At 65.7% G+C, this 21,835-nt stretch carries 14 protein-coding genes; 4 read left to right on the forward strand and 10 right to left on the reverse strand.

Annotated features, from left to right (window positions below; translation table 11 throughout):
• Positions 1-339 precede the first annotated feature (339 nt).
• The 3 genes from Ga0080574_RS24700 to Ga0080574_RS26115 form a co-directional block, all read right to left on the reverse strand.
• Positions 340-1,428, reverse strand: a complete 1,089-nt coding sequence (locus Ga0080574_RS24700; RefSeq protein ID WP_076706201.1) for a ParB/RepB/Spo0J family partition protein — start codon at positions 1,426-1,428, stop codon at positions 340-342.
• Complete coding sequence (locus Ga0080574_RS24705) at positions 1,425-2,729, reverse strand: AAA family ATPase (protein WP_076706202.1); 1,305 nt, start codon at positions 2,727-2,729, stop codon at positions 1,425-1,427. The genes Ga0080574_RS24700 and Ga0080574_RS24705 overlap by 4 nt, the downstream gene beginning before the upstream one ends.
• 147 nt (positions 2,730-2,876) lie before the next feature.
• Positions 2,877-3,131: a hypothetical protein gene (locus Ga0080574_RS26115; RefSeq protein WP_156876480.1), complete on the reverse strand. Its 255-nt coding sequence runs from the start codon at positions 3,129-3,131 to the stop codon at positions 2,877-2,879.
• A 149-nt stretch (positions 3,132-3,280) separates the two neighbouring features.
• Between Ga0080574_RS26115 and Ga0080574_RS24710 the strand changes: the two genes are divergently transcribed.
• Positions 3,281-3,967 carry a hypothetical protein gene (locus tag Ga0080574_RS24710; protein ID WP_076706203.1) on the forward strand — a complete coding sequence of 229 codons (687 nt, stop codon included), beginning with the start codon at positions 3,281-3,283 and terminating at the stop codon, positions 3,965-3,967.
• Between the two features lie 24 nt (positions 3,968-3,991).
• Here the strand turns inward: Ga0080574_RS24710 and Ga0080574_RS26350 are convergent, their stop codons facing one another.
• The 7 genes from Ga0080574_RS26350 to Ga0080574_RS24745 all read right to left on the reverse strand — a co-directional run bounded on the left by Ga0080574_RS26350 (position 3,992) and on the right by Ga0080574_RS24745 (position 17,843).
• On the reverse strand, positions 3,992-4,633 hold the full coding sequence (locus Ga0080574_RS26350; protein WP_076706204.1) for a Crp/Fnr family transcriptional regulator: 642 nt from the start codon (positions 4,631-4,633) through the stop codon (positions 3,992-3,994).
• 26 nt (positions 4,634-4,659) lie between these two features.
• Positions 4,660-5,673 carry a hypothetical protein gene (locus tag Ga0080574_RS26355; protein ID WP_076706205.1) on the reverse strand — a complete coding sequence of 338 codons (1,014 nt, stop codon included), beginning with the start codon at positions 5,671-5,673 and terminating at the stop codon, positions 4,660-4,662.
• Positions 5,670-6,185 carry a (2Fe-2S)-binding protein gene (locus tag Ga0080574_RS24725; protein WP_076706206.1) on the reverse strand — a complete coding sequence of 172 codons (516 nt, stop codon included), beginning with the start codon at positions 6,183-6,185 and terminating at the stop codon, positions 5,670-5,672. Before Ga0080574_RS24725 ends, Ga0080574_RS26355 begins: the two co-directional genes overlap by 4 nt.
• Positions 6,182-9,013 (reverse strand): xanthine dehydrogenase family protein molybdopterin-binding subunit, encoded by a 2,832-nt coding sequence (locus tag Ga0080574_RS24730; protein WP_198039867.1) that lies wholly within the window; start codon positions 9,011-9,013, stop codon positions 6,182-6,184. Before Ga0080574_RS24730 ends, Ga0080574_RS24725 begins: the two co-directional genes overlap by 4 nt.
• Positions 9,014-9,125: 112 nt before the next feature.
• Entirely contained in the window at positions 9,126-10,145 is a 1,020-nt protein-coding gene (locus Ga0080574_RS24735; protein ID WP_076706208.1) for a hypothetical protein, read from the reverse strand.
• Positions 10,146-10,166: 21 nt separating this feature from the next.
• Positions 10,167-10,715, reverse strand: coding sequence for a hypothetical protein (locus tag Ga0080574_RS24740; protein WP_076706209.1), 549 nt, complete (start codon positions 10,713-10,715; stop codon positions 10,167-10,169).
• 30 nt (positions 10,716-10,745) lie between these two features.
• Complete coding sequence (locus tag Ga0080574_RS24745) at positions 10,746-17,843, reverse strand: LamG-like jellyroll fold domain-containing protein (RefSeq protein ID WP_076706210.1); 7,098 nt, start codon at positions 17,841-17,843, stop codon at positions 10,746-10,748.
• A gap of 879 nt (positions 17,844-18,722) precedes the next feature.
• Between Ga0080574_RS24745 and dctP the strand changes: the two genes are divergently transcribed.
• The 3 genes from dctP to Ga0080574_RS24760 all read left to right on the forward strand — a co-directional run bounded on the left by dctP (position 18,723) and on the right by Ga0080574_RS24760 (position 21,801).
• Positions 18,723-19,865, forward strand: coding sequence for a TRAP transporter substrate-binding protein DctP (dctP, locus tag Ga0080574_RS24750; protein ID WP_076706211.1), 1,143 nt, complete (start codon positions 18,723-18,725; stop codon positions 19,863-19,865).
• 62 nt (positions 19,866-19,927) lie between these two features.
• Positions 19,928-20,497, forward strand: coding sequence for a TRAP transporter small permease (locus Ga0080574_RS24755; protein WP_076706212.1), 570 nt, complete (start codon positions 19,928-19,930; stop codon positions 20,495-20,497).
• Entirely contained in the window at positions 20,494-21,801 is a 1,308-nt protein-coding gene (locus Ga0080574_RS24760; RefSeq protein WP_076706213.1) for a TRAP transporter large permease, read from the forward strand. The genes Ga0080574_RS24755 and Ga0080574_RS24760 overlap by 4 nt, the downstream gene beginning before the upstream one ends.
• Positions 21,802-21,835 lie beyond the last annotated feature (34 nt).

Consider the following 21,835-nt stretch of genomic DNA (forward strand, 5'->3'; position numbering starts at 1 on the left):
CTGCGCGAGCCCCCTGCCCTACCCGACAGGATCGGCAAAACTCGGCACCAAAAAATGCGCTTTAGACGGAAAAATACTGCCCTTCCAGAGCATTAGACGCCGTATCTCTCACGCAGGACGAAGAAACACGCCGCATGGCACCCTCGGCCCGGCGGCGAACACCGCATATAGATGCCAAAACCCGCCATTACCGCAACAAATTGCGCTCGCCCCAATATATAGTGTGTAACTGGGCCTCCTCGTCATCCCCCCGAAATCCGTCAATGCTCACCCTGCCCCAAACGCGAAAAAGGCGCGCGCCACCCGGCCCGCGCCTCAAAAATTCCGCTCAATCAGACCTCAGCTATCCAGCGCTGCCATGAACGCCGCCACCGCCGCCTCCAGCCGGTGCCGGTCGACGCTGGAAAAATCCCGCTCCATCTGCAACTCGACCTTGCCGTCCCGCGCCGCGCAACGGACTGTCCCCGCGGGGACAGTGCAGCGCAGCACCGTCTTGGCGGCGCTGTCCGCGTCGCCCTGCCCCGTGCGCCGCTCTGGCTTGCGCTCTGGCCTGGGCTCCGGTTCCGGACCCAGCGCCGCCTGAAGCCGCGCCAGCTCGGCCTCGGCATCGCCCTCGGGCGCCGCCTCCAGCGCGGCGCGCAACCGCTCGGCAAAGCCCTCTTCCGCCCCGATCTGCCGCACCAGATCGAGCCCAAGCTTGCGCGGGATCGCCTCCGGATAGCGCAGCCGATCGCCGATGGCATCGAGCAGCGTGGCAAAATGCCGGATATAGCTCCGCTTCTGCCGCCCCGCCGAGGCGTAGAGCATCGCCACCGCCTCCTCCACATCCTCAGCCGCCGTGCCCGGATCGCGCGCGAAGTTCAGCGCGAGCTGCGCCATCTCGGCAAAGGACACACCGCGCCGCACCAGGTTCTCGTCGACCATCCGCCGATAAAGCCCCTCCAGCGCCTCGCCCGAAGCCACCAGCCCCGCCGGGATCCGCGCGAAAGCCTCGTCGCCGGTTTCCGCGTAAAGCTCGCGGAAAGCGGTCAGCCGGCGAAACCCCTGCACCAGCTCGAACCCGTCGCCATCCGGCTCCACCCGGATCGGGTTCGATAAGCCGATCTCGCGGATCGAGTCCTTCAGCTCCCCGATCTCCGGATCGGGCGCGAGGCTGCGGTCGCGGGTCAGCTTGTCGGTGCGGATCGCGTCGAGCGGCACCAGATCGGTGATCAGCCCGGCGCGTTTGAGCCGCACATGCTCATGCGCCAGCCGGTCGTTTTCTTCGCGGATCGCGCGTTCGGCGGCGGCGCGTTCGCGCAGCGCCTCGGCATTCTCGTTGATCGCCGAGGCCATCGGCCCGCGCCGCGCCCCGGAGGATTGCCCGCCGGTATAGGTGCCGTCGGCGGTGCCGGGAAAGTCGATGTCGAAACCGCGTTTCTTGCTCATGCCTCATCCTCCAGCTTGTCCCAGGCCGCCAGCGCGTGGCCACGGAACTCCTCATAAGCCCGGTCGAACGACGTGCGCGCGCGCCGCCAGGTCTCGCGCGTCATCTCCCGGTAGTCGATCTCGTAGATCGAGCTCAGGAACCGGCCCGACTGCTCCACCGCGCGGGTCATCTCGATCGGGTGCTCCGTGACCCTATCCTCCCAAACCTTCTGAAAGGCTGAACGCATCGCCCGATGCAGATCGTTGCCCGGCTCGTAGCGCGTCAGCAGGAAGCGGATGTCGTAAAACACCTTCGGCAGATGCAGTGTCCCCGCGGGGACAGCGTCCTCGAACCCGCCGAGATCGGCCAGCGCCTCGGAGAGCTGCCCGATGAACGAGGTGGTGGAATCGTATTCCCAATAGCCCGGCCCGGAGGGAATATAGAGCATGTCGGCGGCAAAGACCGCGTTCATGCTCTGATAGCCGATGGCGGGCGGGCAGTCGAAGATCACCATGTCATAGGCATCGACCGGCAGCGCATCGAGATAGCGCGACACGGCGGCAAAGAACGACCATTCCGGGTTGAGATGCCGGTACTGGGCGCTGGCGAATTCGACAAAGGCGGCATTGGCGCAGGAGGGCACGAGGTCGATGGTGGGCCAGCTCGTCGGCTTGATGAAATCGGCAACACGCAGGTCGCGCAGCCCCATGCCGGTGATCGCCTCTGGCAGCCGCCGCTGGGGCAGGGCAGAGCCGCTTTCGGCGCCGCGCACGGCCGCGTTCATGCGCTCGGTCTCGCGCACCAGATCGCGCGCCATGATGCCCCAGACCGTATACTCCTCGGTCACGTCGCTGAGCCCCATGGAGTGGCTCAGCGTCGCCTGCGGATCGAAATCGACGCAAAGCACGCGGTAGCCGTCGAGCGCTGCGGCATGGGCGAAATGCAGCGCCACGGTCGACTTGCCGGCGCCGCCCTTGAAATTGGCAATGGCGGTGCGGAAGGCGCGCTTGCCGGCAGGGCGGTGCGGCATCAGGCTCTTGCGGTTCACCTTGAGCCGGCGGCGGATCTCGTTGATCTCCTCCAGCGCATACCAGCGCTGGCGCCCGTCCTCCTCGACCTGTCCCTGTGGCAGGGTCGGGTCGGCAGCCATGCGACCGCGCAGGGTCGACTGGTTCACCTTCAGGATCAGCTCCGCCACCTCCCAGCTCGAAAAGCGGCGCAGGGTCTTGGTCATCTCCGGCGAAAAGGTCTGCTGCCGGATAAACCCCTGCATCTTGAGCGACTGGGTCTGCAACCTCGACAGGTCTTCATGTGTAAACATCGTGCCTCCTGTCCCCGCGGGGACGCATTGCCTGACGTCCCGGGGGACGGTCTTCCGTCCTTCTTCCAAGCCAAACGCCGGCTCTGCGGGACGCAAATTTCTCATGCTTGCGTTTTTACGATGGATTTACATTCCGTGCAAAACGAATTATGCAAAACAAAGGAATTTCACGCCCCGCAAAACAAGGGTGCCGGCGATCGGACATACCCGCCGCGCAAATGCCGCCACCGATTCGGAAATCTCTTGATGCCGGGCGGACATAATGAGGGACATCGGATCGACGCCCACCACATATTGGGGGACATTTTGCACCCAATAGGGGACAGTCTGGGTGTCCCCCAATACCTGAATACCGATTTTTTCTTTCTGATTTGGGTCTGAAACCGGACGCTTTTCGCTCAAAGCTTGACAGAATCGTTCTTCCGGACGCTAATAGGCGAAGATCGGGAAAGAACGCTGAGAATGCAGCGCGCCGATCTCCAGGGCCGCGCAAGAGCCCGCATATTCGAGGCAGTCCCCGCGGGGACGGACAGTTGCAAGGGGCAGCGGGCATGCTTGCCACAAAACCGGCCGGGCGCAATGCCGCGGCTCTGAAATACGACCTGCTCACGGTCATGGGCGCCTATGCGCTGGCGCAGGAGAAGGGCCGTCAGCGGCTGGTCCTGCGGCTGATGACGCTGATCACCGCGCGCTACAACTGGGGCCGCGATCAGCTTGCCGTCGGGCAGCGCGAGATTGCCCGGCTCTGGCAGGTCGACGAACGCACCGTCAAACGCGAGATGGCCAAGCTCCGCGCCATGGGCTGGCTCGAGGTCACGCGTCAGGGCGCGCGGGGCAGGGTCAGCGAATACAGTCTCTGTATCGCCCGGATTCTCGAAGACAGCCGCGACCGCTGGGCCGATGTCGGCCCCGATCTGGAGCAGCGCCTGAGCGGGCCGGAGGCGGCGCCGGAAAGCAAGGTCGTGCCACTGCCGGTGAAGGGCAGGGGGGAGGCGCCGGATCTCTCGGGCGGCACCGAATGGGCGCTGGCCAGGGGCGTGCTGCATAGCGAAGATCCCTCCCGCTACGCCGCCTGGGTCGCGGGGCTGGAGCGGCGGGGACGCGATGGCGGGCGGCTCTGTCTCACTGCGCCCTCGCGCTTTCACGCCAGCTATGTCGCCACCCATCTCACCGCCTGGCTGCTCGCGGCGGCGCAGGCGGTGGATGCGGATGTGGACGAGATCACGGTGGAATGGTGACACATAGGCGGCGGGGCAGGGGGCTCAGTGCAGCGACTGCCCGTTCACCCGCGTCAGTGCCTCGGGGCGCAGCACCCGCACCTCGCCCTTGCGAATGTCGATGATGCCCGCGTCGCGCAGCCGGCCCAGAGACTTGTTCATGGTCTGGCGCGAGCAGCCCACCATCTCGGCCAGGCGGGCCTGACTCGCCCGGATTCGGTCGCTGCCCTGCGAGAGCTGCCGCAGCCGCAGGCCGATCCGCTCATCCACCGTCAGATGCTGGTCGGTCGCCTTGGACTGGTTGTCGCGGGCGATGCGGGCGGTGAAGACCGCGGCGAGGTTGCGGATGAAGACCGGGTGTTTCAGGAACTCATACAGCAGCGGCGTCGGGCAGAAGAGCAGCGTGGTGACCGGCAGCGCGGTGCAGGTGGCGACGCAAGGCATGCCCGAGGTCGTCTCGATCTCGCCCACCACATCGCCGGGGCCGATATGGCAGATCACCGTCTGCTCGCCATGCTCGCCGGAATGCGCCACATCCACCCGGCCATGGGCGACAAGGAACATGCCCTGCGGTCGGTCGCCCTGGATCAGGATGCGCTCGGGCGTGTGCACCACACGAACCGAGCACTGGTTCAGGAAGGACATCTTCTTTTCGGTCGGCAGATCCGCGAGGATCTTTGCCTTCATCAAATGTGGGTAGCTGACCGAATTCTTCATTTTGCGGAAAGACCGTCGAGATAAGATCGGATCGGTGTGAGCGTGCAGATCTCCTGCGTCGGATCGGTGCAGCAGCTTTGCACTGTGGTGGTCGCTTGCGCATAGATCACGTTCCAGGCGTCCTCCGTGCCGCCGAATTCCGGCGGCATGGCGTGGCTGAGCGGATAAGCGGCGGCCTCGGCATCGGCGCCGGCGGGGGTTGCGAGCCCGGTCATCCAGGCGGCGAGCTGGCCGCAGGAGCCGGGCTTTTCCCTGTCCGGATCGGGCGGGCTCAGCAGACCGGAGCCGATGCGGTGGCACCCGGTGCAGGTGCTGTCGCGCATGTTCATCGCCTGGGTCGGCCATGCGGCAAATCCGAAGCCGGGATCGACATGGCCATAGGGGCCGAACGGATTCACCGGCACATGCGCCCAGACCTGCCCGACAAAGGGCGAATACATGAACGGGTCGTTGTCGTGGCAATTGCCGCAGCCATCGGCGACCACGCTCTCGGGCGCCTCCCAGAAGCTGGCATCGACCGCGTCGGTGGGGGAGGGCACTGCGACGCCGCTCACCGTCTCGCCGGGCGCCGCCTTGGCCTGAAACCAGCAGGTGGCGCCGCTGGCGGGGTTGTGGGCGATGACGTCGATCTCGTCATACTCGGTGCTGCCCTCGGCGCGATATTTCTTCTGCCGGCACATGACAGAGATCTGCGCGGTCTCGGTCGAGAGGTTCAGGATCCGCGAGAACGGCACGCATTGCCCGTCGGAGCCCGCGCCATTGTCGAGCAGGGCAGGGCGGTCGCAGGTGGCGGGGGCGCGGTCGGTGACCGCCACGCCCTCGACGGTGACCGGCACGGTGACGCCCTCGGCACAGTCGAAAGACGGGATCGCGGCGATATCGGCGGCGCAGCTCTGGCCATAGACCTGCGACGCGCTCTGCGCGGTGGCGGGTTTCGGGGCGCTCAGAAAGGTGACCGCCAGCGGCGTGACGGCGGCGAGCGCGAGGGCGGTGACGGCGACACGGTTCACAGCTCGGCCCCTCCGGCATTGGCGGCGAGCGCCAGCGGCTTCAGCGCCTCGAAATAGCGGACATAGCCGGTGCAGCGGCAGATATGCGAACCGATCGCTTCCATCATGGCGCCGTCGATCTCGCCCTCGGGGATCGGCTGCGCGCGCAGCCCGTCGAGAAAGATCCGCGCCGCCATCACGAAGCCGGGGGCGCAATAGCCGCACTGGAACGAGAAATTGTCGAGAAAGGCCTGCTGCACCGGGTCGGGCACGCCCGCGTTCGCGACGGATTCGATGGTCGCGACCTCGGATCCGTCGAGCGTGCCGAGCGCGGTGGAGCAGCTGATCACCGGCGAGGGCGCGGGGTTGGGCGGTTTGCTGACCTGCACGGTGCAGGCCCGGCAAACCCCTATGCCACAACAGAATTTCGTGCCGGTGAGGTTCAGGTCGTCATGCAGGAAGTCGATGAGCCTGTCGCCCGAGCGGCTGTCGTCGAGCTGATAGGCGGTGCCGTTGACGGTGATGGCAATCATTGTCCCAGACCCTCCAGAATTTTCGCGGGCGTGATCGGCAGCGAGGTAAAGCGCTTGCCGGTGGCGTCGCGCAGGGCGTTCGAGATCGCCGGCGGCACCGAGCACATGACCGCCTCGGCGATGCCGCGCCCGGCGGGGGCGCCGCCCGGGGGCGGGGCGAGGGTGATGAGCTGCTGGCCACGCTCGCCCGGCGTGTAATCGGTGCGCAGCGGCACGTCCTGCGCCCGGGCGAGGTGATAGCGGTTGAGGTTCCACATGCCGTTGGCCGGCCCCTCCATGCCGGGGGGCATGTCTTCGAGCAGCGTGTAGCTGATCGCCATGGCGACGCCGCCCTGGCTCTGGCCCGAGACAAGCTGAGGGACGTGGATCTGCCCGGCATTGAGCACGCTCAGCACGTTCTCGACCTGTACCGCGCCGCTGGTCGTGTCGGCGGTCAGCCCGACGACATTGACGCAGGGCGCCCAGACATAGCGCGAATAGCGTTTGCTGGCGCTGTCGGGGCCCACGGTGTCCTGCCGTGTGACCGGGACCGGCGCGGCGCCTCCGGGCGGGTAGAACGCCAGCCCGTCCAGTTGCAGCGGCAGCAGCCCGCCGGGCGTGGGGAAACTGGCCTCGGCCCAGGTGTTCTGGAAATAGCCATGGCCGAGCGCGCCGGCGGGCAGGTCGCTGCCATAGATGGTCTCGCCGAGCTGCGAGAGGGGCAGGGGTGTGCCGCCGCCCCCGGTGAGCACCAGCGCGCCGTCGCGCCAGGCGACCTCATCGGGGCTGAGCGGCGGGGTGCCCCAGATCTGCGCGGCGGCGGGCAGGATTGCGGCCTGAAACAGCGCTTGTGCCGTCTGCCGCACGGTGTGGACCTGATGCAGCGCGGTCAGGCAGGCCGAGGAGGAGCCCACGGATTTCGCCGTCCAGTTCGGGTTGTCCCAGCGCCTGCCCTCGGGGTCGCTGGTGGTGAGCCCGGTCATGCCGAAAAGCGTGTAACAGCCCATATCCACCTGCGCCGCATTGGCGCCGAGGATCGGGCCGATCACGACGCCCAGCGTGGTGGCAGAGCCGTTGCCCATATCCACCGCGTCGGATTGCACGGTGAGACTGCCGTCGCGGTTGAGCAGCACCGAGGCGACCATGCCGTCGCCCGAGGTGCCATAGGCCTGCAAGGACAGCGCCAGCCCGGTGCCATAGGTCAGCCCGCGCGCCGCATACTCGCTCTGGATCGTCTCGCGCTCGGCCCAGAGCGGCTGCGTGCGGGTGATCTCCAGCATCTCGGCAAGGCTGAGCGGCTGCTCCACCGGGCCGCCGACCACGGTGGTGTCGCCCTCGGTGAGCAGGTTGGCGGCGCGCAGCTCCAGCGGATCCCAGCCCTGCGCGGCGGCGAGATCGTCGAGCGCGGTCTCGAAGGCGAAAAACGCCTGCGGCCCGCCAAAGCCGCGCTGCGAGCCGCCCGAGACGTTCTGGGTGTGGACCGCCTCGGCATAGATATTCGCCATCGGGATCGTGTAGGAGCCGCCGGCACAGAGCGCCCCCAGCGAGGCGACATAGGGGCTGAGATTGCGCCGCCCGCCGCCGTCGAATGTCAGCGTCATCTGCACCGATTGCAGCCGCATGTCGGGATCGACGGCAAGCTCTCCGCTGAGGTCGGCGCCGTGGCGTTTCAGCCCGACGCGGAACTGGTCGAAGCGGTCATGCGCCAGCCGCACCGGGTTGCCGCCGGAATAGGCCCCGGCGAGCGCCAGCATCAGCGAAAACGGCGAGCTGTCGCGCCCGCCGAAACCGCCGCCGGGATAGCAGCTTGTCAGGTTCACCGCCTTGAGCGGGAAGGGCGCGTCGGTGCTGTCATACATCGACAGGATATTTGCGATATCGCCATCGGGCGACTGGGTGCCAAGGACCAGATGCATGGTGTCGAGCCCGCTGTCGATCCACACCAGCCCGGCCTCTGGCTCCATGAACATCGGGTCCATGGCGCGCATCTCGGCGCTGAAGGGCTGGCGGATGAGGCTGGCGTCGTTGTCGAGCGTGTCGTTGATCCTCTCCTGCCATTGTGGCACCTGATCCATATAGGTGTCGGGATCGGCGGTGGCATAGCTGAACTGGTCGCGGTATTTCACATAGGTGGTCTTGGGCGTGAAGGCGGTGCCGAGCGGCGGGCCGTCCTGATTGCCGGCGCCGTAGCGCTGATAGGCGGCGTCGTTGAAGGCCATGGCGCGGCGCGCGGCGCGGTAGCCGGCGAGGCTGTCGAAAAGCAGCAGCGCCACCGCCTGGCCGAGGAAATTGGGCACATTGCCCGGCACCACGATCAGATCGAACAGCAGCTCGTCGGGCAGGTTGAAACTGCCGACATCGCCGCCGCTCTTGCGGGCCTTGAGCCGCTGCGCGCGCGCCTTGGCGATGCGCTCGTCGATATGCAGGTCGCGGTTGAGATCGAGCTGCGGCGCGCGCATCGTCGGGCTGAGCTCGTTGCCCAGAACCACCCGCGTCGGCTGCGCCTCGGCGGGCAGGGAGGAGAGGTCGAGCCCCTTGAAGGCCTGGGAGGTGGTGAGGGCTGCGAGATAGAGCGCATGCCATTGCGTATCGGGCCAGCCGGGCATGTCGCGGGCGTTGAAATCGCGGGCATAGACCTTTTGGCCCGTCACCTTGGCCAGCCCGTCGATGCGCTGGCTGGCGACGCCCGGCACCGGCGAGCCGTCGGTGCCGATATCGGCGGGGCCCGGGGGGGCCGCCGGGGAGGACAGCGGCACCCCCATTACCGTCAGCGCAACCGCGCTTCCGGTCGAGGCGAGGAAGGTGCGTCGGGTGACCGCCGCGCCCACTGATCGTGATCGAAGCGTCATCTTGTCCCTCCTCGATGCAGCCGGTCGTCGGACCGGGCGCGAAATTACACAACCAAATAGAGTATTAATTCGAGTATTCACGCCTTTCAGTTGTGCGTCAAGTTCCCTGCGGTCAACTTGGCCCAACATCCGGCATGATTGTCTTCACCGAGCCGGCGGTGATGATCCTGACCGGTCCTCCGCGTGCGCTGACACGGGCTTTGCCCGTCGCCGGATCGACGGCCTCCACCCCCAGCTCGTAGAGCGGGTGGCTCTGGTCCATCACAACCTCGCTGCGGATTTCGATGGAGGGGATCGCATCCGGCGGGATACCGCTCCAGTCGCTGCCGAAGGTCATGGTGTAGTTGAACATCGTGACCCATTGCGCCGGGATGTAGAGATCGGTCCAGGCGTATTTGAAATTGTTGTCCTGGGTGTTGGAGTCGCTGTGCGACAGCGCCTTGCCGTCCAGCGGCGTGCCCGACGAGACGGTGTAGCTGCTGCCCTTGGGCATATTGTTGAACACCACCGCGAGATCGACCAGCGCGCCCTCGGCGCCCTGATCGAAGCGGGCCTTGGACACGACCTGCGGCACGTTGCCCCGGATCATCTGCACGTTGCGCTGCGCGATATTGGCGTTGGTCGAGAGCACTTCGGCAAGGCTGTTGATATTGTTGACGCCGGACACCGGGTTGCCGTGATCTGGGGTCGCCGCGACGGCGACCAGGCAATAGTGATCGGATACGTCCGGCGGCACCCAGGTGAAGGGATCGGTCGAGGCGCCGATGGCGCCGGGCTCGATCGAGAAGGGCGGGTTCATGTCGCCCAAAGAGGTGCGGAGCTGGTTCTCTTCCCAGAGATAGGGATAGAGCAGGATATTGGGCTCGGCGTAGAACAGGTTCCAATGCCCGTCGAGCGGCGCGTCGGTGTAGTTCTTGCCGCGCACATAGAGATAGTTGGGCAGCCCGATATAGAGCGAGTTGGGGTAGGACTCTCCGTAATTCGCCGGGTCGGTCAGGAAGGCCGGATCCTCATAGGGCTCGGTGCCGGAAATCAGGATGTCGGGCGACTGCGACGAGGCGCTGCGCGGGGTGGTGCCGTCTTCGCCGCCGGTGCAGCGCACGACGATTCCGGGCCAGGTTTCTTGTGCCATGGGTGTGTCCTCCGTTGGGGCTCAGCTGAGGGTGAGTTCGGTTTTTTCGAGCAGGGTCTTGTTGACCGGGCCGCCGCTGCCGCCCTCGATCTTCGACAGCGAGATGCTGATCTCGGAGCCGCGGCTCAGCTCGCCGGGCTTGGCGATCCAGAGCATCAGGTCGAGGGTGATCTCCGTGGGGTCGACATCGGTGGCGGCGGAGCCGATCAGGCTGTCGCCCGAGATGTCCCGGCGCGAGATCGACAGCGCCGAGAGCGAGCTGGCGACCTGGACCTGGGTCTCGACCGGGATGTCGTTGTAGCGCAGTTCCAGATCGAGCTCGCCGAAGCTGACCGTGCTGGTGAAGAGCAGCGACAGCTTGACCGAGGGCGGGTCTTCGGCCTGTGGTTCGTTCACGATGGTCAGCGCGTCATAGCTCTTGCCGTCGCTGGTTTCCTTCTTCTCGATCTCGTAGCCCGAAAGGCCCGTGAGCGTGGTGTAGGAGACCACGGTTCCCACCGCGCCGCCAATGCTCATGGTGAGTCCGGAGCAGAGCCCGGTGATCACCATGCTGGTGTCATCTTTCAGCATAACATATTCCTCCTGTTGCGTTTTCTGGGATTAACTTTCGGCGTAGGCCGCCGCCTCATAGGCCGAGAGCATGTAGTCGAGCAGGTCGACCCGAAGCTCGGCCAACTCGATGAATTCCTCCGATCCGTATTCCTGCGCCTTGGCGTAGAAGCTCTCCCACCAAGGGATGAGATCCTTGAGCACGCCGGGGGTGGCGCGGCTGCCCAGCACCTGGTCGATGGCGGTGCCGATCTCGAGCGGGGTGGGGGAGGGGGTCGGAACGAACCGGTTGACGATGGCCATCAGCCAGTAATTCGACGGCACGTTCGCGGGCGGCGTGATCGTCGGGCTGGTGGTGTCGTCCCTGACCGGCTGGAACGGCGCGGGAACGCGGCTCACATAGGTGGTGCGGTATAGGAGCCGCCAGGGCTGCGTCGCATCGCTGAGCGCCTCGCGCATGGCGCTGGCCGCCGCCGTGGTGGCGTTGTTGAGCCAGTTGGGATCGACCACCTGGTTCAGCGCGGTGAAGTTCTCCGCCGCCGGCGCCAGCAGGAAGGCCATGTAGCGATAAGCGTCGACCTTGCCGGGCGCGGGCGTCTTTTCGTAGCCCTTGAAGAGCAATGCGCCGGTCTCGTCCGTCTCCATGATCGGGGCCGAGAGGAACTCGGTCGGCGACACGGTGCAGGCGAGGCTGAAGGCGTTGGACGCGCTGGCGGATTTGGTCGCGGTCATCGACCAGGTGTTGCCGAGCAGAACGTCGGCTTCGATATAGTAGCCGCCGAAAGGCGTGCCGATATCGGCGGAGGCCTCGATCCCGCCGGCGACGGTCAGCGAGCTGGCGCCGGTATAGGTCTCGGAATAGCTGTTGGCGACCGACTGCTCTTCCTTGCGCAGCCCGCCGCCGGCGGACCAGACGTAATTGTTGCACAGGCTCCGCTGGTTGGTCTGATCGCCGAAATTGAAGGCGGGGTTTTCGCCCAGCTCGTCCTTGACCCGCCCCAGCGAGCCGATGACGCGGTATTTGTCGGTGCTGAACTGATCGTAATAGGCGGCGAGCTGCTGCTCCTGCTTTTCGATCCGGCGTTTCAGCGCATAGGCTTCGACCGGCTTGAAATAGCTGCCGCGCTCGGCATTGGCGTTGGGATAATCGGGGTCGTTGACCAGCCCGACCTTGCCGTCGAGCGTGCCGTTCTTGACGTATTTCGGGTTGATCGGGAAGTCGATGATATTGGTATCGACCGGGATCGTCTCGTTCGGGATGAGCTGATAGCCCACCGGCGTCTGCGTGCCCTTGAGCGCCATCATGTAGAGATCCGCCGTGGCCGATTTCACGATCGCCGCGCCGAGGTTGTTCTGGATGTAGCGGCGCCCGACCGTGGGGTTGAGGATATTGTCCTCCGGCTCCCAGGTGCCCGAGGGCGTCAGCGAGGCGGTCAGCGCCTGGGTCTGCGAATGGCTCTGGCTGACGCCGTCGGTATGGCCGATATCGCCGCCGATCTTGAGCTTGGCGCCGATCTTGAGCTTGTTCTCCAGGGCTTCGGTCTCGGCCTCGGCGCCGACGCCGACCGAGGTGCCGGTCTTGGTGACCTGATAGAGCCCGCCCTTGATGTTGAACTCGCCCTTGAAGGTCGAGCCCTGGCTGGCGCTGAAGGACCAGGTCTTGGTCTCGCTTTCGATATAGGCAACGGTGCTGGTGGTGGAGTAGAGCCGCGCCGGGCCGCCCATGTCGCCGGACCAGTAGGCCAGCGTCTGGTTCTCGCTGGGCAGCGGCGGGCCGCCCTCGATATAGCCGACGATGCTGGGCTTGCTCTGCACCTGGCCGACAAAGACCGTGTCGAGATCGCCGACCTTGTAGCCGGTCTGAAGCTCGGTATTGCCGACGTCGGTGAAGTAGAAATAGCCCCGCATCATCACCGAGTAGACCGCGCCATAGGCGTCTTTCTGGAGGCTGGCGTATTCCACCACCGAGGGCTGCCCGGCGATCTGCGCGCTGTGGTAATCCACCGCGCCGCCAAGCGCGTTGACCACATATTCCGCCTCGTTCTGGATCGGCGCGGCGCCGGCGGACCAGACCGGCGGCTTGGCCTTGGGCAGCAGGCTGCCGTTATTGCCCTTGCCGGTCATGTCGTAGAGCACGCCGCCCGAGCCGGCATCGACCATCCAGTAGGCGTTGAGCCCGTCTTCCTGCCCGCCGAGCGGGGTGTTGTTGCTCTCGCCGATCTGGGTGCCGGTGAGCCGGATGGAGAACAGGCGGATGTCGTCGAACTGCCCGGTGAAGGGCAGGGTGAGGCTGCCCTCGGCCAGCGCGCCGCCGATGGTCATCTGGCTGTCGCCATAGCCGCCCAGATCGGTGGCGGTCTTGCGCTGCGGCAGGCTGGCGCCGCCATCGACCCAGATCTCGGCGCTGGCCACGTCCTGCCAGAGCGTCCAGAGCTGGTTGGAGCTCAGCACCATGTCGTTGTCGCCGACGGCATCCCTGGCGACGGTGCCGCTCTGCTCGTCGAAATCCCAGCTTGCGGTGAGCCCGTCGCGGCTGGCGGGCAGGGTGTGGAAGGCGTTGACCCGGGCGATCTCGGCGCTGTTGAGCGTCCGGCCCCAGACCCGCACATGCGAGATCTTGCCGATGAATTCGAACGTCCGGGCGCCGCCGATGCCGAGATAAAAGGCGCTGTCCTCGTTCGAGATCGAGACCGGCTGGTCGAGATCCTCGACATTGTTTTCCGCCGCGAGCTGGCCGTCGACATAGATCGACGCCTTGACGAAGTATTTCTGCGCGACGAACTCGTTGCTGCCGCTGTCGTTGGGCACCGTGCCGCTGGTGAAGTTCACCGCGACATACGAGGCCTTGCCGGCGGCGATGGCCGTGCTCACGGAGTGGTCGAAATGGGTGGGGGGCAACCGGTAGTCGCTGCTTTCCTGCGTCAGGTTCACGGTCAGCGAGACCTGCCCCAGCGTGGTCACGGCGAGCGAGTAGCTGCCGGGTTTCTCCAGGATGATCTGCTTGTTGTTGACCGTGTCGGGCAAGACCCAGGCTTCGAGCGCGAAGGAGGGGCCGGGGTTGAAGGCGTCGCCATCTGCGACCGTGCCGGAACTGGCGCCGTCGAGCGCCAGCCCCCAGCCCTGTTTCGAACTGAGCGCCACATGGGTCCAGTCCTTGACGATGCGGTTGGAGACCAGCACGTAATCGTTGCGCCCGGCATAGGGCACGTCGAAAGCGCCCGCCGCGTCCCAGGCGGGGCTTGCGGGGTTGATGACCTTGGTGTCGTAATCCGGGCCGGAGGCGGCGGCGTTCATGATCTGGGTGCCCGCGCCTTCGGCGAGATTCCAGCGGATGCCGAGCTGCGGGTCGTTGTCGGGGAAACCGTAGAGCACGCTTTCCCGCACCTCCGTGTCGGAGAGCGCGCGCTGCCAGAAGGCGACGCCGTTCAGCGTGGCCTGCATGCTGCCGCCGGTGTTCGACCCTACGGTGAGCGCGCCCAGCGGATCGGAAAAGTCGTTCTCGGCCTCGACGGTGACCGGCGCGCCGTCGTCGACATAGAGTTTCAGCGACACCTTGCCGGCGCCGATATCGGTCACCGAGAGGGTGATGCAGCTCCATGTCTGCGCGGGCAGGGTACCGGTGGAGGTGACGGTGGCCGTGCCGCCGCGGAAGCTCAGCTCGGCCTTGCCGATCGGGGTGACCGACAGGGTGAGGAAGGTGGCGCCGCCGCGCACCGCCGAGACCATGAAGATCTGACCGCTGGCGGTGTCGCTGGACGGTTTGACATAGGTTTGCAGCGTCAGGTCCGGGCCGGTGAAGTTGAACGAGGCGCCAAGATATGTGTTGTCATCGACGATCAGCCCCGGCCCCTGCTGCGTGCCCATCATGTATTGCACCGGCAGGTCGGGATGGTTCAGCGTGCCGGTCTCGTTATACGTGAGCAGCCGCGAGGTCTCGCCGCGCGCGGAGGCGTCGGGCTTCAGCCAGCTCTCGACGGTCAGGTCGCTGTCGATGGCCAGTTGCAGCGCCGGGGGATAGCTCTTGTCGATGTCAAAGCCGACATAGCTGGCGGATCTGGCCTCGTTTTGCAGGCTGAACTGCGGCACGACGCGCATCCAGCCGCCGTTGATGCCGGGCATCAGCACCGGGGCCTTGCCATTGGTGTAGCTGGCGGTGTCCGAGAGCCGCCCGAGCCCGCCATTGGTCGGCGGATCGGCGATCACCGCGCCAAAGAGCCGCGAGCCGGTGACGCTGGTCCTGCCGCTATCGGTGACAAGCTCCGCCTTCTGGAGCACGCGCGCCGGGCTCTTTGCCATCGGAGCGATGGTCGAAGCATCGTAATGCGGCCCCTGATAGAGCGCGCGCAGCAGCCCGGCATAGGCGAGCGGCGAGGTCTGCGCGGCGGTCGCGTTCAGTACCGAAGCGGTGAGCCCGTTGGTGAGCGCATAGATCTGCGGGACGATCTCTTCGGTGTACCCCTCCGGATAGCCGTATTCCGTGTCGTCGCCGTTCAGCACGCGGGCGAACCCTGTCTGGTCGCGCGGTACATCGGGCAGGGCGTAGCCCGCGATCTCGACATCGCAGCGGTCGCTTGCCGGACCGGAACTCACCGTGGCGGAGAAATCCCCGAGCGCGTCGCGGACAAAGATCACCACATGCGCCATGGCGTCGTCGGAACGGGTGAGCGCCACCGGCAGGCCATAGGCGCGGGTGCCGGGGGTCTCCACCGTCGCATAATCGTAGCTGTCAGAGCGGCCCGAGAGCACATCGGTCACGCCGCGCGCGGTGGCTGGCATGTCTGGCCAGCGATGGGTGAGCGTGGCGCCATCGGTCCATTTCGGCGGGATCGACGAGGTGAAGGCGAGCGTTGCCAGATCGGATGTGCTGCCCTCCTCGACCGCCGCCGAGCCAAGGGTGAGCGCCATGCCGGGCACCGAGGTGAAGAGGAAATAGCCGTCCTGCGCGCTTGTTGCGGCGAGCACCGAAAGCGTGGTGCCGGTATAGTCGAAGAAGGGCCGCGACTGGTTCAGCACCGCCTGATCGTCGGGGTTGCCGGCGCCGGCGCCGTTCCAGATCCGCGAGAAGGGCTCGATGGAGCGGGGCAGGCCGGTCCAGATCTCCTCGCCGACGCCCTCGGGGCCGGTCACCGTCACGTCGCAGAGCAGCGGTGAGATTGCCGAGGCCGTCACCTCGATGGCGCTGTCGTTCATATAGGTGCCGACGCGATGGGCGACGAAGTTCACAAAGCCGGTCTGCGAATTGTCGGGCGCGGCAAGCACCGTGGCGGAGACATGGCTCCAGTCCTCGCTGGGAATATTGCGGTAGAGCGCGACCTTTTCGCGGGTGAGTGCCAGCGGCGCGTCCTCGGACCAGTCGGTCGACCAGTCGGCGTAAAAGGTCGCGCGGGCGGAGCGGGTGGAATATTGCGACACCGAGAGTAGGTCGTCCTTGCCGCGGTAATAGAGATGCAGCAGCCCGTCGGAGCCGTCGATCAGGCAGGCGGGATCCTTGGGGGCGATGAAATCGGCGAGCCCGACATAGTAGCTGAGCCCCGCCGCATCGACATAGAAGGCACCATTGGTGTTGATGCTGACCGGCGCGGTGGAGGGTTCGGGCTTGGGCCCGTAGACTGCGGCGGTCAGCCCGTTGGAGATCATGTTGGGGGTGGTCGGCGGGGTGGTGCTGTAATCCACCGCGTTGCTGGGCAGGTCGAGCACATCGGTGCCACCCACCGCGATGCGGATGCGATTGAGCGCGCCCTCATAGCCGGCGCTGGCGCCGCCGATGGTGGTGACGGGCGCGCCGGTGGGCTCGGCCTCGGCGGTGCAGGCGGTCAGCGGCACCGGGTTGTCGTTGACCGTCAGGGTGAAGGGGGTGGCGCCAGCGCCGCCATAGGCCACGGTGATCTCGGACCAGGTCTGCGGAAACAGCACCTGATGCAGGCTGCGGCAGCTCACCGCGTTTGTGCCGTCGCCAAAGCCGATCTCGAGCTTGCCGCCATCGACCACTTTCACGTAGGGCGCGGCGGTTTTGGGATCGGCCGCCGGATCGCCGCCAAGGATGGTGAGCCCGTCGCTCAGCATGCGGGGCGCGGCCATGAAATGCATCTCGTAGGGGCCGGCGATGGCCAAGGGGTTGTCGCCCTCGCCCGGCGTCAGATCCAGATAAGAGCCGGTGGTGAAGACCAGATCGAACTCGGCGGGCACGATCGCGTCGGCGAGGATCGCGCCGTCGAGCTGGGCCATGGTGCCGGCATTGCCGATAGCGCTGTCGATGGTGACGGTCTCGGTCTCGTCGTCGAGGGTCACCGGCAGGGTCAGCATCACCCGCGAGGCGCGTTTCACCCCGATGCTGGAGCCGTCCGACTGCACCACCTTTTCGTGCTTGACGAAGAGCGCGGCACGGGGCGGCCCGGCGAGGGCGAGCGGGTCGGCCTCCTTTTCCGGCAGCACCGTGAAGCTGGAATCCGGCGCGATGCCGTAATTCTCGCCGAGCGTCTTGCCGGTGATGTCGAAAAGCCCGTCGCTGCTGGGCGGGAAATTGAAGAGGTTGATGGTCGTGCCGTCGGGCGCCAGCGTCCAGAACTGCCAGGCCAGGGTTTCCGAGCCGGCGACCGGCAGCAGCGCCACGTCGAAATTGCCATCGGCCACCGCATCGACCATGGACAGTTCCAGCGCCGGTTCCAGGAACGGCTTGCCGTCGGCGTCGAGATATTCCTGCGTGTCGGATTTATCGAGCGGCACGTCCTGCTTGTGGCTGCGCACAAAGCGCACCTCCCAGGCCGGGTTGAGCGTGTAGCTCACCGTCTTCTGGTTCGAGCCGCTGCCGGTCTTGAGCAGGCGGAAGCGGTTCACATAGAGTGTGCCGCGCGCCGATTGCTGCACGATGGAGATGTATTTCTGATCGGTCACCACGCGGAAGGGCGCGGTCGAGGGTTGCATGGTCTCGGCATCGGCCAGCACGGTGATCAGCCCCATGCCCACTTGGCGCACCTGATCGGGGAAGCTCAGTTTGGTGAAGCCGGTCCAGTCGAGCGCGGCGCTGTCCGGGTCCGTCCCGGGGCCGAGCACGTTGAAGTAGATATCCGGGCTGTCGCTGCCCGCGACCCGGCCAAAGACGACGACGAGGCCCTGAAAGTTGAGCGAAACGAGTTGGTCGAATTGCAGCATGGTGACCTCCCTGGGGCGACTGCATTTTTTGATTTGATGCAATCTTGGGTAGATCCGTTTTTTCGCTCAACGGCAGAGATGCGCCGAGTGTCGGCGGTTTGACACATGCGAATTCCATGGCGCCACGGCGGGGCGGCCCGCGATGTGCGGGCGGCTGCGCTGATAGATCATGGTTTCGGGTGCCGTGGGGTCATCTTGCGGGCCGGGGCGGCCTGCGCGCGGGACGGCGGATGGAAATCGCGGCAAGTGTCGCAAAGGCGACAGCCGCGCCCCGGAGATCGACGAAAGGGGGCAGAATCGGTCAGATATGCACCTTTGAAATAAGACCTTAACATGCAGATATTGCTGTATAAAGGCGAAAATATGGCGGCTGATCCGCGGCCGGTCGGCGACGATGCGGGCGTATGGGTCGTGATTGGAAAATCCCGGTGCGCTTCGCTGCGCCGGATACGGTGTTGCGGGCGCGGAAGGATGCAGGCGCGGGGATCGGTCGGCGCGCGGAGACTGAGCGGTGTCGCGTGCCTGTTGGGCAAGTGCGACCGCGCCGCGGCCCGGTGAGGTGCCGCCAGATCGAATGCCGCCTCTCCGGGGGTGGGTGTTTCTCAAAATGCAACTTTAAGATGAATTTTGCGCTGATGCTGCGCAGGTGGCAGCCCCCGCGCGTGCACCGGGGCTTTGACGGCATATGGGCGCTGAAAAATATGTAAAATATTTTAGCTCTACATGTCCTTACATTTGGCACGGCGATTGCATGCCATCTCCGGATACGGGCCTTCGGGCCGCGCGGCATGCCCAAGCTCATGGGCCGGCGCGGCGCGGCAGAGGGCGCGATCCGCCGGAAAGAGGAGCCGGCGATCTTGCACAGGGAGGACAATCAAAATGGAAATCTCGTTCAAACACGCATTGGCCGCGAGCGCGGTCGCGGCGCTGAGCGCCGCCGGGCCGGTCTCGGCCAAGGATCTCACCTATGCCATCGGGTTCCCGACCGGCAGCACCCCGGTGACGACGCTGGAAAAGGTGGTGAGCTATGCGCAGGAAACCCACGGGCTGAACATCAAGCTCTACCCGCTGTCGCTGCTCGATCTGCGCCAGACGCCGCAGGGCATCTCGGATCATATCGTCGATATGGGCTGGGCGACCTATCAGTATCAGCCGGCGGAATTCGCCAACAGCAACCTTGCCGCCGCGATGAACATGATGGCAACCGCCAATACACCCGCCGATGTGGCGAGCTATGCCATGGCCGGGGCGGTGACCGAATATATCTCGCTGCATTGCCCGGAATGCACGGCGGAATTCGCCGGGCAGAACCAGGTTTATTTCGGCGGCCACTCGACCGGCGTGTATCTCACCCAATGCACCAAGCCCGTTGTGACCAAGGCGGATTTCGCCGGCATCAAGGTGCGCACCGCCGCGCCGAGCTGGGCCCGCTGGGCCGAGAATGTCGGCGCCACCAGCGTCACCATCTCTGCCAACGAGGCCTATGATGCGCTGTCGCAGGGCGTGGTGGATTGCGTGTTCTTTGCGCCGACCGAGCTGGTGAACTTTCAGCTCACCGATGTGGTGACCGACATGACCACCGGCGTGCCGGGCGGCGTGTTTCCCGGGGTGGGCGACATCAACACCAATCTCGACACCTGGCGCGGCATGACCGTCGAGGAGCGCGCGGCGCTGATCGACACCGCCTCGCATCTCGTGGCCGAGGGCACCTATGCCTATGTGCAGGCCTCCGAGGACGCGATGGATGTGGCGCGCGAGATCGGTATCGGCATCCACGAGGCTGCGCCGGATCTGCTCGAGGCCTCGGCGGCCTTTGTCGAGGGCGATCAGGCCACCATCGTCGAGGAGTTCGTCGATAAATACGGACTCGACGATGCCGGCGAGAAGGCCGAGGTGATCGGCGGTCTCATCGCCAAGTGGAAAGAGCTGACCGCCGATGTGGAGTCGGGCGAGGCGCTTCAGGCGATCTACTGGGACGAGATCTATTCCAAGCTCGATCCCGAAACCTACGCCTTGCAGTGAGCTGACACCGTGCCGCCCGGGGTCTCCGGGCGGCGCCTTTCCCCTGACCGAAGGAGAGCCTGATGTTAGCGCAGTTTGAGAAACTGGTCATGGGCCTGTCGCGCGCGGCGACCTTTGTCGGCGCCATCGTGATCGTGCTGATGATGGTGCATGTCACCGCCGATGTGGTGTCGAAATTCCTGTTCTCGAAACCGCTGCCCGGCACCATTGCGCTGGTTTCGAGCTATTACATGGTGGTGGTGACCTTCCTGTGCCTCTGCGTGGTCGAGGCCAAGAACGGCCATATCGACGTGGAGCTGGTGGCCGATCACCTGCCCGCGCGGATCCAGCGGGCGCTGACCGCCGTGGCGCTGGTGATCGCGCTGGTGGTGTTTTCCGCCTTCACCTGGAAGACGCTGATGGTGGCGAACGACAAGTTCGCGGTCGGCGCCTTCGAGACCGAGCAGCGCGTCAAGATCATCACCTGGCCGTCCTATTACATCGTGCCGATCGGCACCGCGCTGATGGTGCTGATGGTGGCCGTCAAGCTGCTGGGACGGCGCTTTGACCTGAAACATCAAACCCTTGCCGAGACCTATGAGCGTGCCAACGCCGTCGAGGTGGAGGAAGAGCGGGAGCCGAAAAACAAATGACCCCTGCGGAAATCGGATATGCGGGCATCGCCATCCTGCTGGTGCTCATCCTGCTGCGCATCCCCATCGGGCTGTCGCTGATCCTGGTCTCGTTCTCGGGGCTGTGGATCCTTGTCGGCGAAAGCGCCGCCTGGGGCTCGCTGGGCCTCATCCCCTACAGTTTCGCCGCGCACTGGCAGCTCAGTTCGGTGCCGATGTTCGTGCTGATGGGCTTTGTCTGCTTCCATGCGGGGCTGACCAAGGGGCTGTTCGATGCGGCGCGGCTGTGGCTGGCCAAGCTGCCGGGCGGGCTGGCCATCGCCGGGGTGTTCGGCGCCACCGGCTTTGCCGCCGTCACCGGCTCGTCGCTGGCCTGTTCGGCGGCCATGGGGCGGATCGCCATCCCCGAGATGATGAAATCGCGCTACGACGCGGCGCTGGCCACCGGCTCGGTGGCGGCGGCGGGCACCATCGGGGCGCTGATCCCGCCCTCGATCCTGCTGATCCTCTACGGCATCATCGCGCAGGTGCCGGTGGGCGCGCTGTTCCTCGGCGGGGTGGGCGTGGGGGTGCTGACCGCCGCCGCCTATGTCTCGGTCATCATGATCCGGGTGATCCTGAACCCCGATCTCGCGCCGCGCGCGCATGAGGATGCGGGCTGGGGCGAGCGGCTGCGCGCGCTGGCCGATATCTGGCCGGTGCTGCTCCTGATGATCGGCGTGTTCGGCGGGCTGTTCAGCGGGGTCTTTACCCCGACCGAAGCCGGCGCGGTGGGCGCCTCGCTTTCGGTGATCATCGCCTTCGTCAAGCGCACGCTGACATGGAAGCGCATGTGGGACTCGCTCTACGAGACGCTGATGGTCTCGGCCTCAATCTTCATCATCGCCATCGGGGCAAACATGCTGACGCGCTTCATCGCCTTCAGCGGCTCGGGCGATGCGCTGGCCGATCTGGTGAGCAATCTCGAAGCCAACCGCTATGTGCTGCTCCTGGGCATTACCGTGGTCTATCTGCTGCTCGGCATGTTCCTCGATCCGATCGGGGCGATGCTGCTGACGCTGCCGATCCTGCTGCCGATCCTCAAGGACACCGGCTATGACCTGCTGTGGTTCGGCGTGCTGCTGGCGAAATACCTCGAGATCGGGATGATCACCCCGCCTATCGGGCTGAACGTCTTTGTCCTGAAAGGCGTGGTCGGCGACAAGATCGCGCTCAGCACGATCTTCAAGGGCGTGCTGTGGTTCCTGCTGGCCGATCTCTTCATCGTTCTGGCGGTGATCGTCTTCCCCGAGATCATCACCTTCCTGCCCTCCCTGCTGAAATGACCCCGCCGCCGGAGCGGCGCGGATATCCGAAAAG

Origin of the sequence: Salipiger abyssi, assembly GCF_001975705.1 — a bacterium.
Classification (GTDB): Bacteria; Pseudomonadota; Alphaproteobacteria; order Rhodobacterales; family Rhodobacteraceae; genus Salipiger; species Salipiger abyssi.

Excerpts from the sequence above, each read along its gene's own strand:
- Ga0080574_RS24740 (WP_076706209.1), bottom strand. The coding sequence starts at position 10,715 with ATGCTGAAAGATGACACCAGCATGGTGATCACCGGGCTCTGCTCCGGA.
- Ga0080574_RS26350 (WP_076706204.1), bottom strand. The coding sequence starts at position 4,633 with ATGAAGGCAAAGATCCTCGCGGATCTGCCGACCGAAAAGAAGATGTCC.
- Ga0080574_RS24700 (WP_076706201.1), bottom strand. The coding sequence starts at position 1,428 with ATGAGCAAGAAACGCGGTTTCGACATCGACTTTCCCGGCACCGCCGAC.
- Ga0080574_RS24735 (WP_076706208.1), bottom strand. The coding sequence starts at position 10,145 with ATGGCACAAGAAACCTGGCCCGGAATCGTCGTGCGCTGCACCGGCGGC.
- Ga0080574_RS24755 (WP_076706212.1), top strand. The coding sequence starts at position 19,928 with ATGTTAGCGCAGTTTGAGAAACTGGTCATGGGCCTGTCGCGCGCGGCG.
- dctP (WP_076706211.1), top strand. The coding sequence starts at position 18,723 with ATGGAAATCTCGTTCAAACACGCATTGGCCGCGAGCGCGGTCGCGGCG.
- Ga0080574_RS24745 (WP_076706210.1), bottom strand. The coding sequence starts at position 17,843 with ATGCTGCAATTCGACCAACTCGTTTCGCTCAACTTTCAGGGCCTCGTC.
- Ga0080574_RS24705 (WP_076706202.1), bottom strand. The coding sequence starts at position 2,729 with ATGTTTACACATGAAGACCTGTCGAGGTTGCAGACCCAGTCGCTCAAG.
- Ga0080574_RS24725 (WP_076706206.1), bottom strand. The coding sequence starts at position 6,185 with ATGATTGCCATCACCGTCAACGGCACCGCCTATCAGCTCGACGACAGC.
- Ga0080574_RS24760 (WP_076706213.1), top strand. The coding sequence starts at position 20,494 with ATGACCCCTGCGGAAATCGGATATGCGGGCATCGCCATCCTGCTGGTG.
- Ga0080574_RS24730 (WP_198039867.1), bottom strand. The coding sequence starts at position 9,013 with ATGACGCTTCGATCACGATCAGTGGGCGCGGCGGTCACCCGACGCACC.
- Ga0080574_RS24710 (WP_076706203.1), top strand. The coding sequence starts at position 3,281 with ATGCTTGCCACAAAACCGGCCGGGCGCAATGCCGCGGCTCTGAAATAC.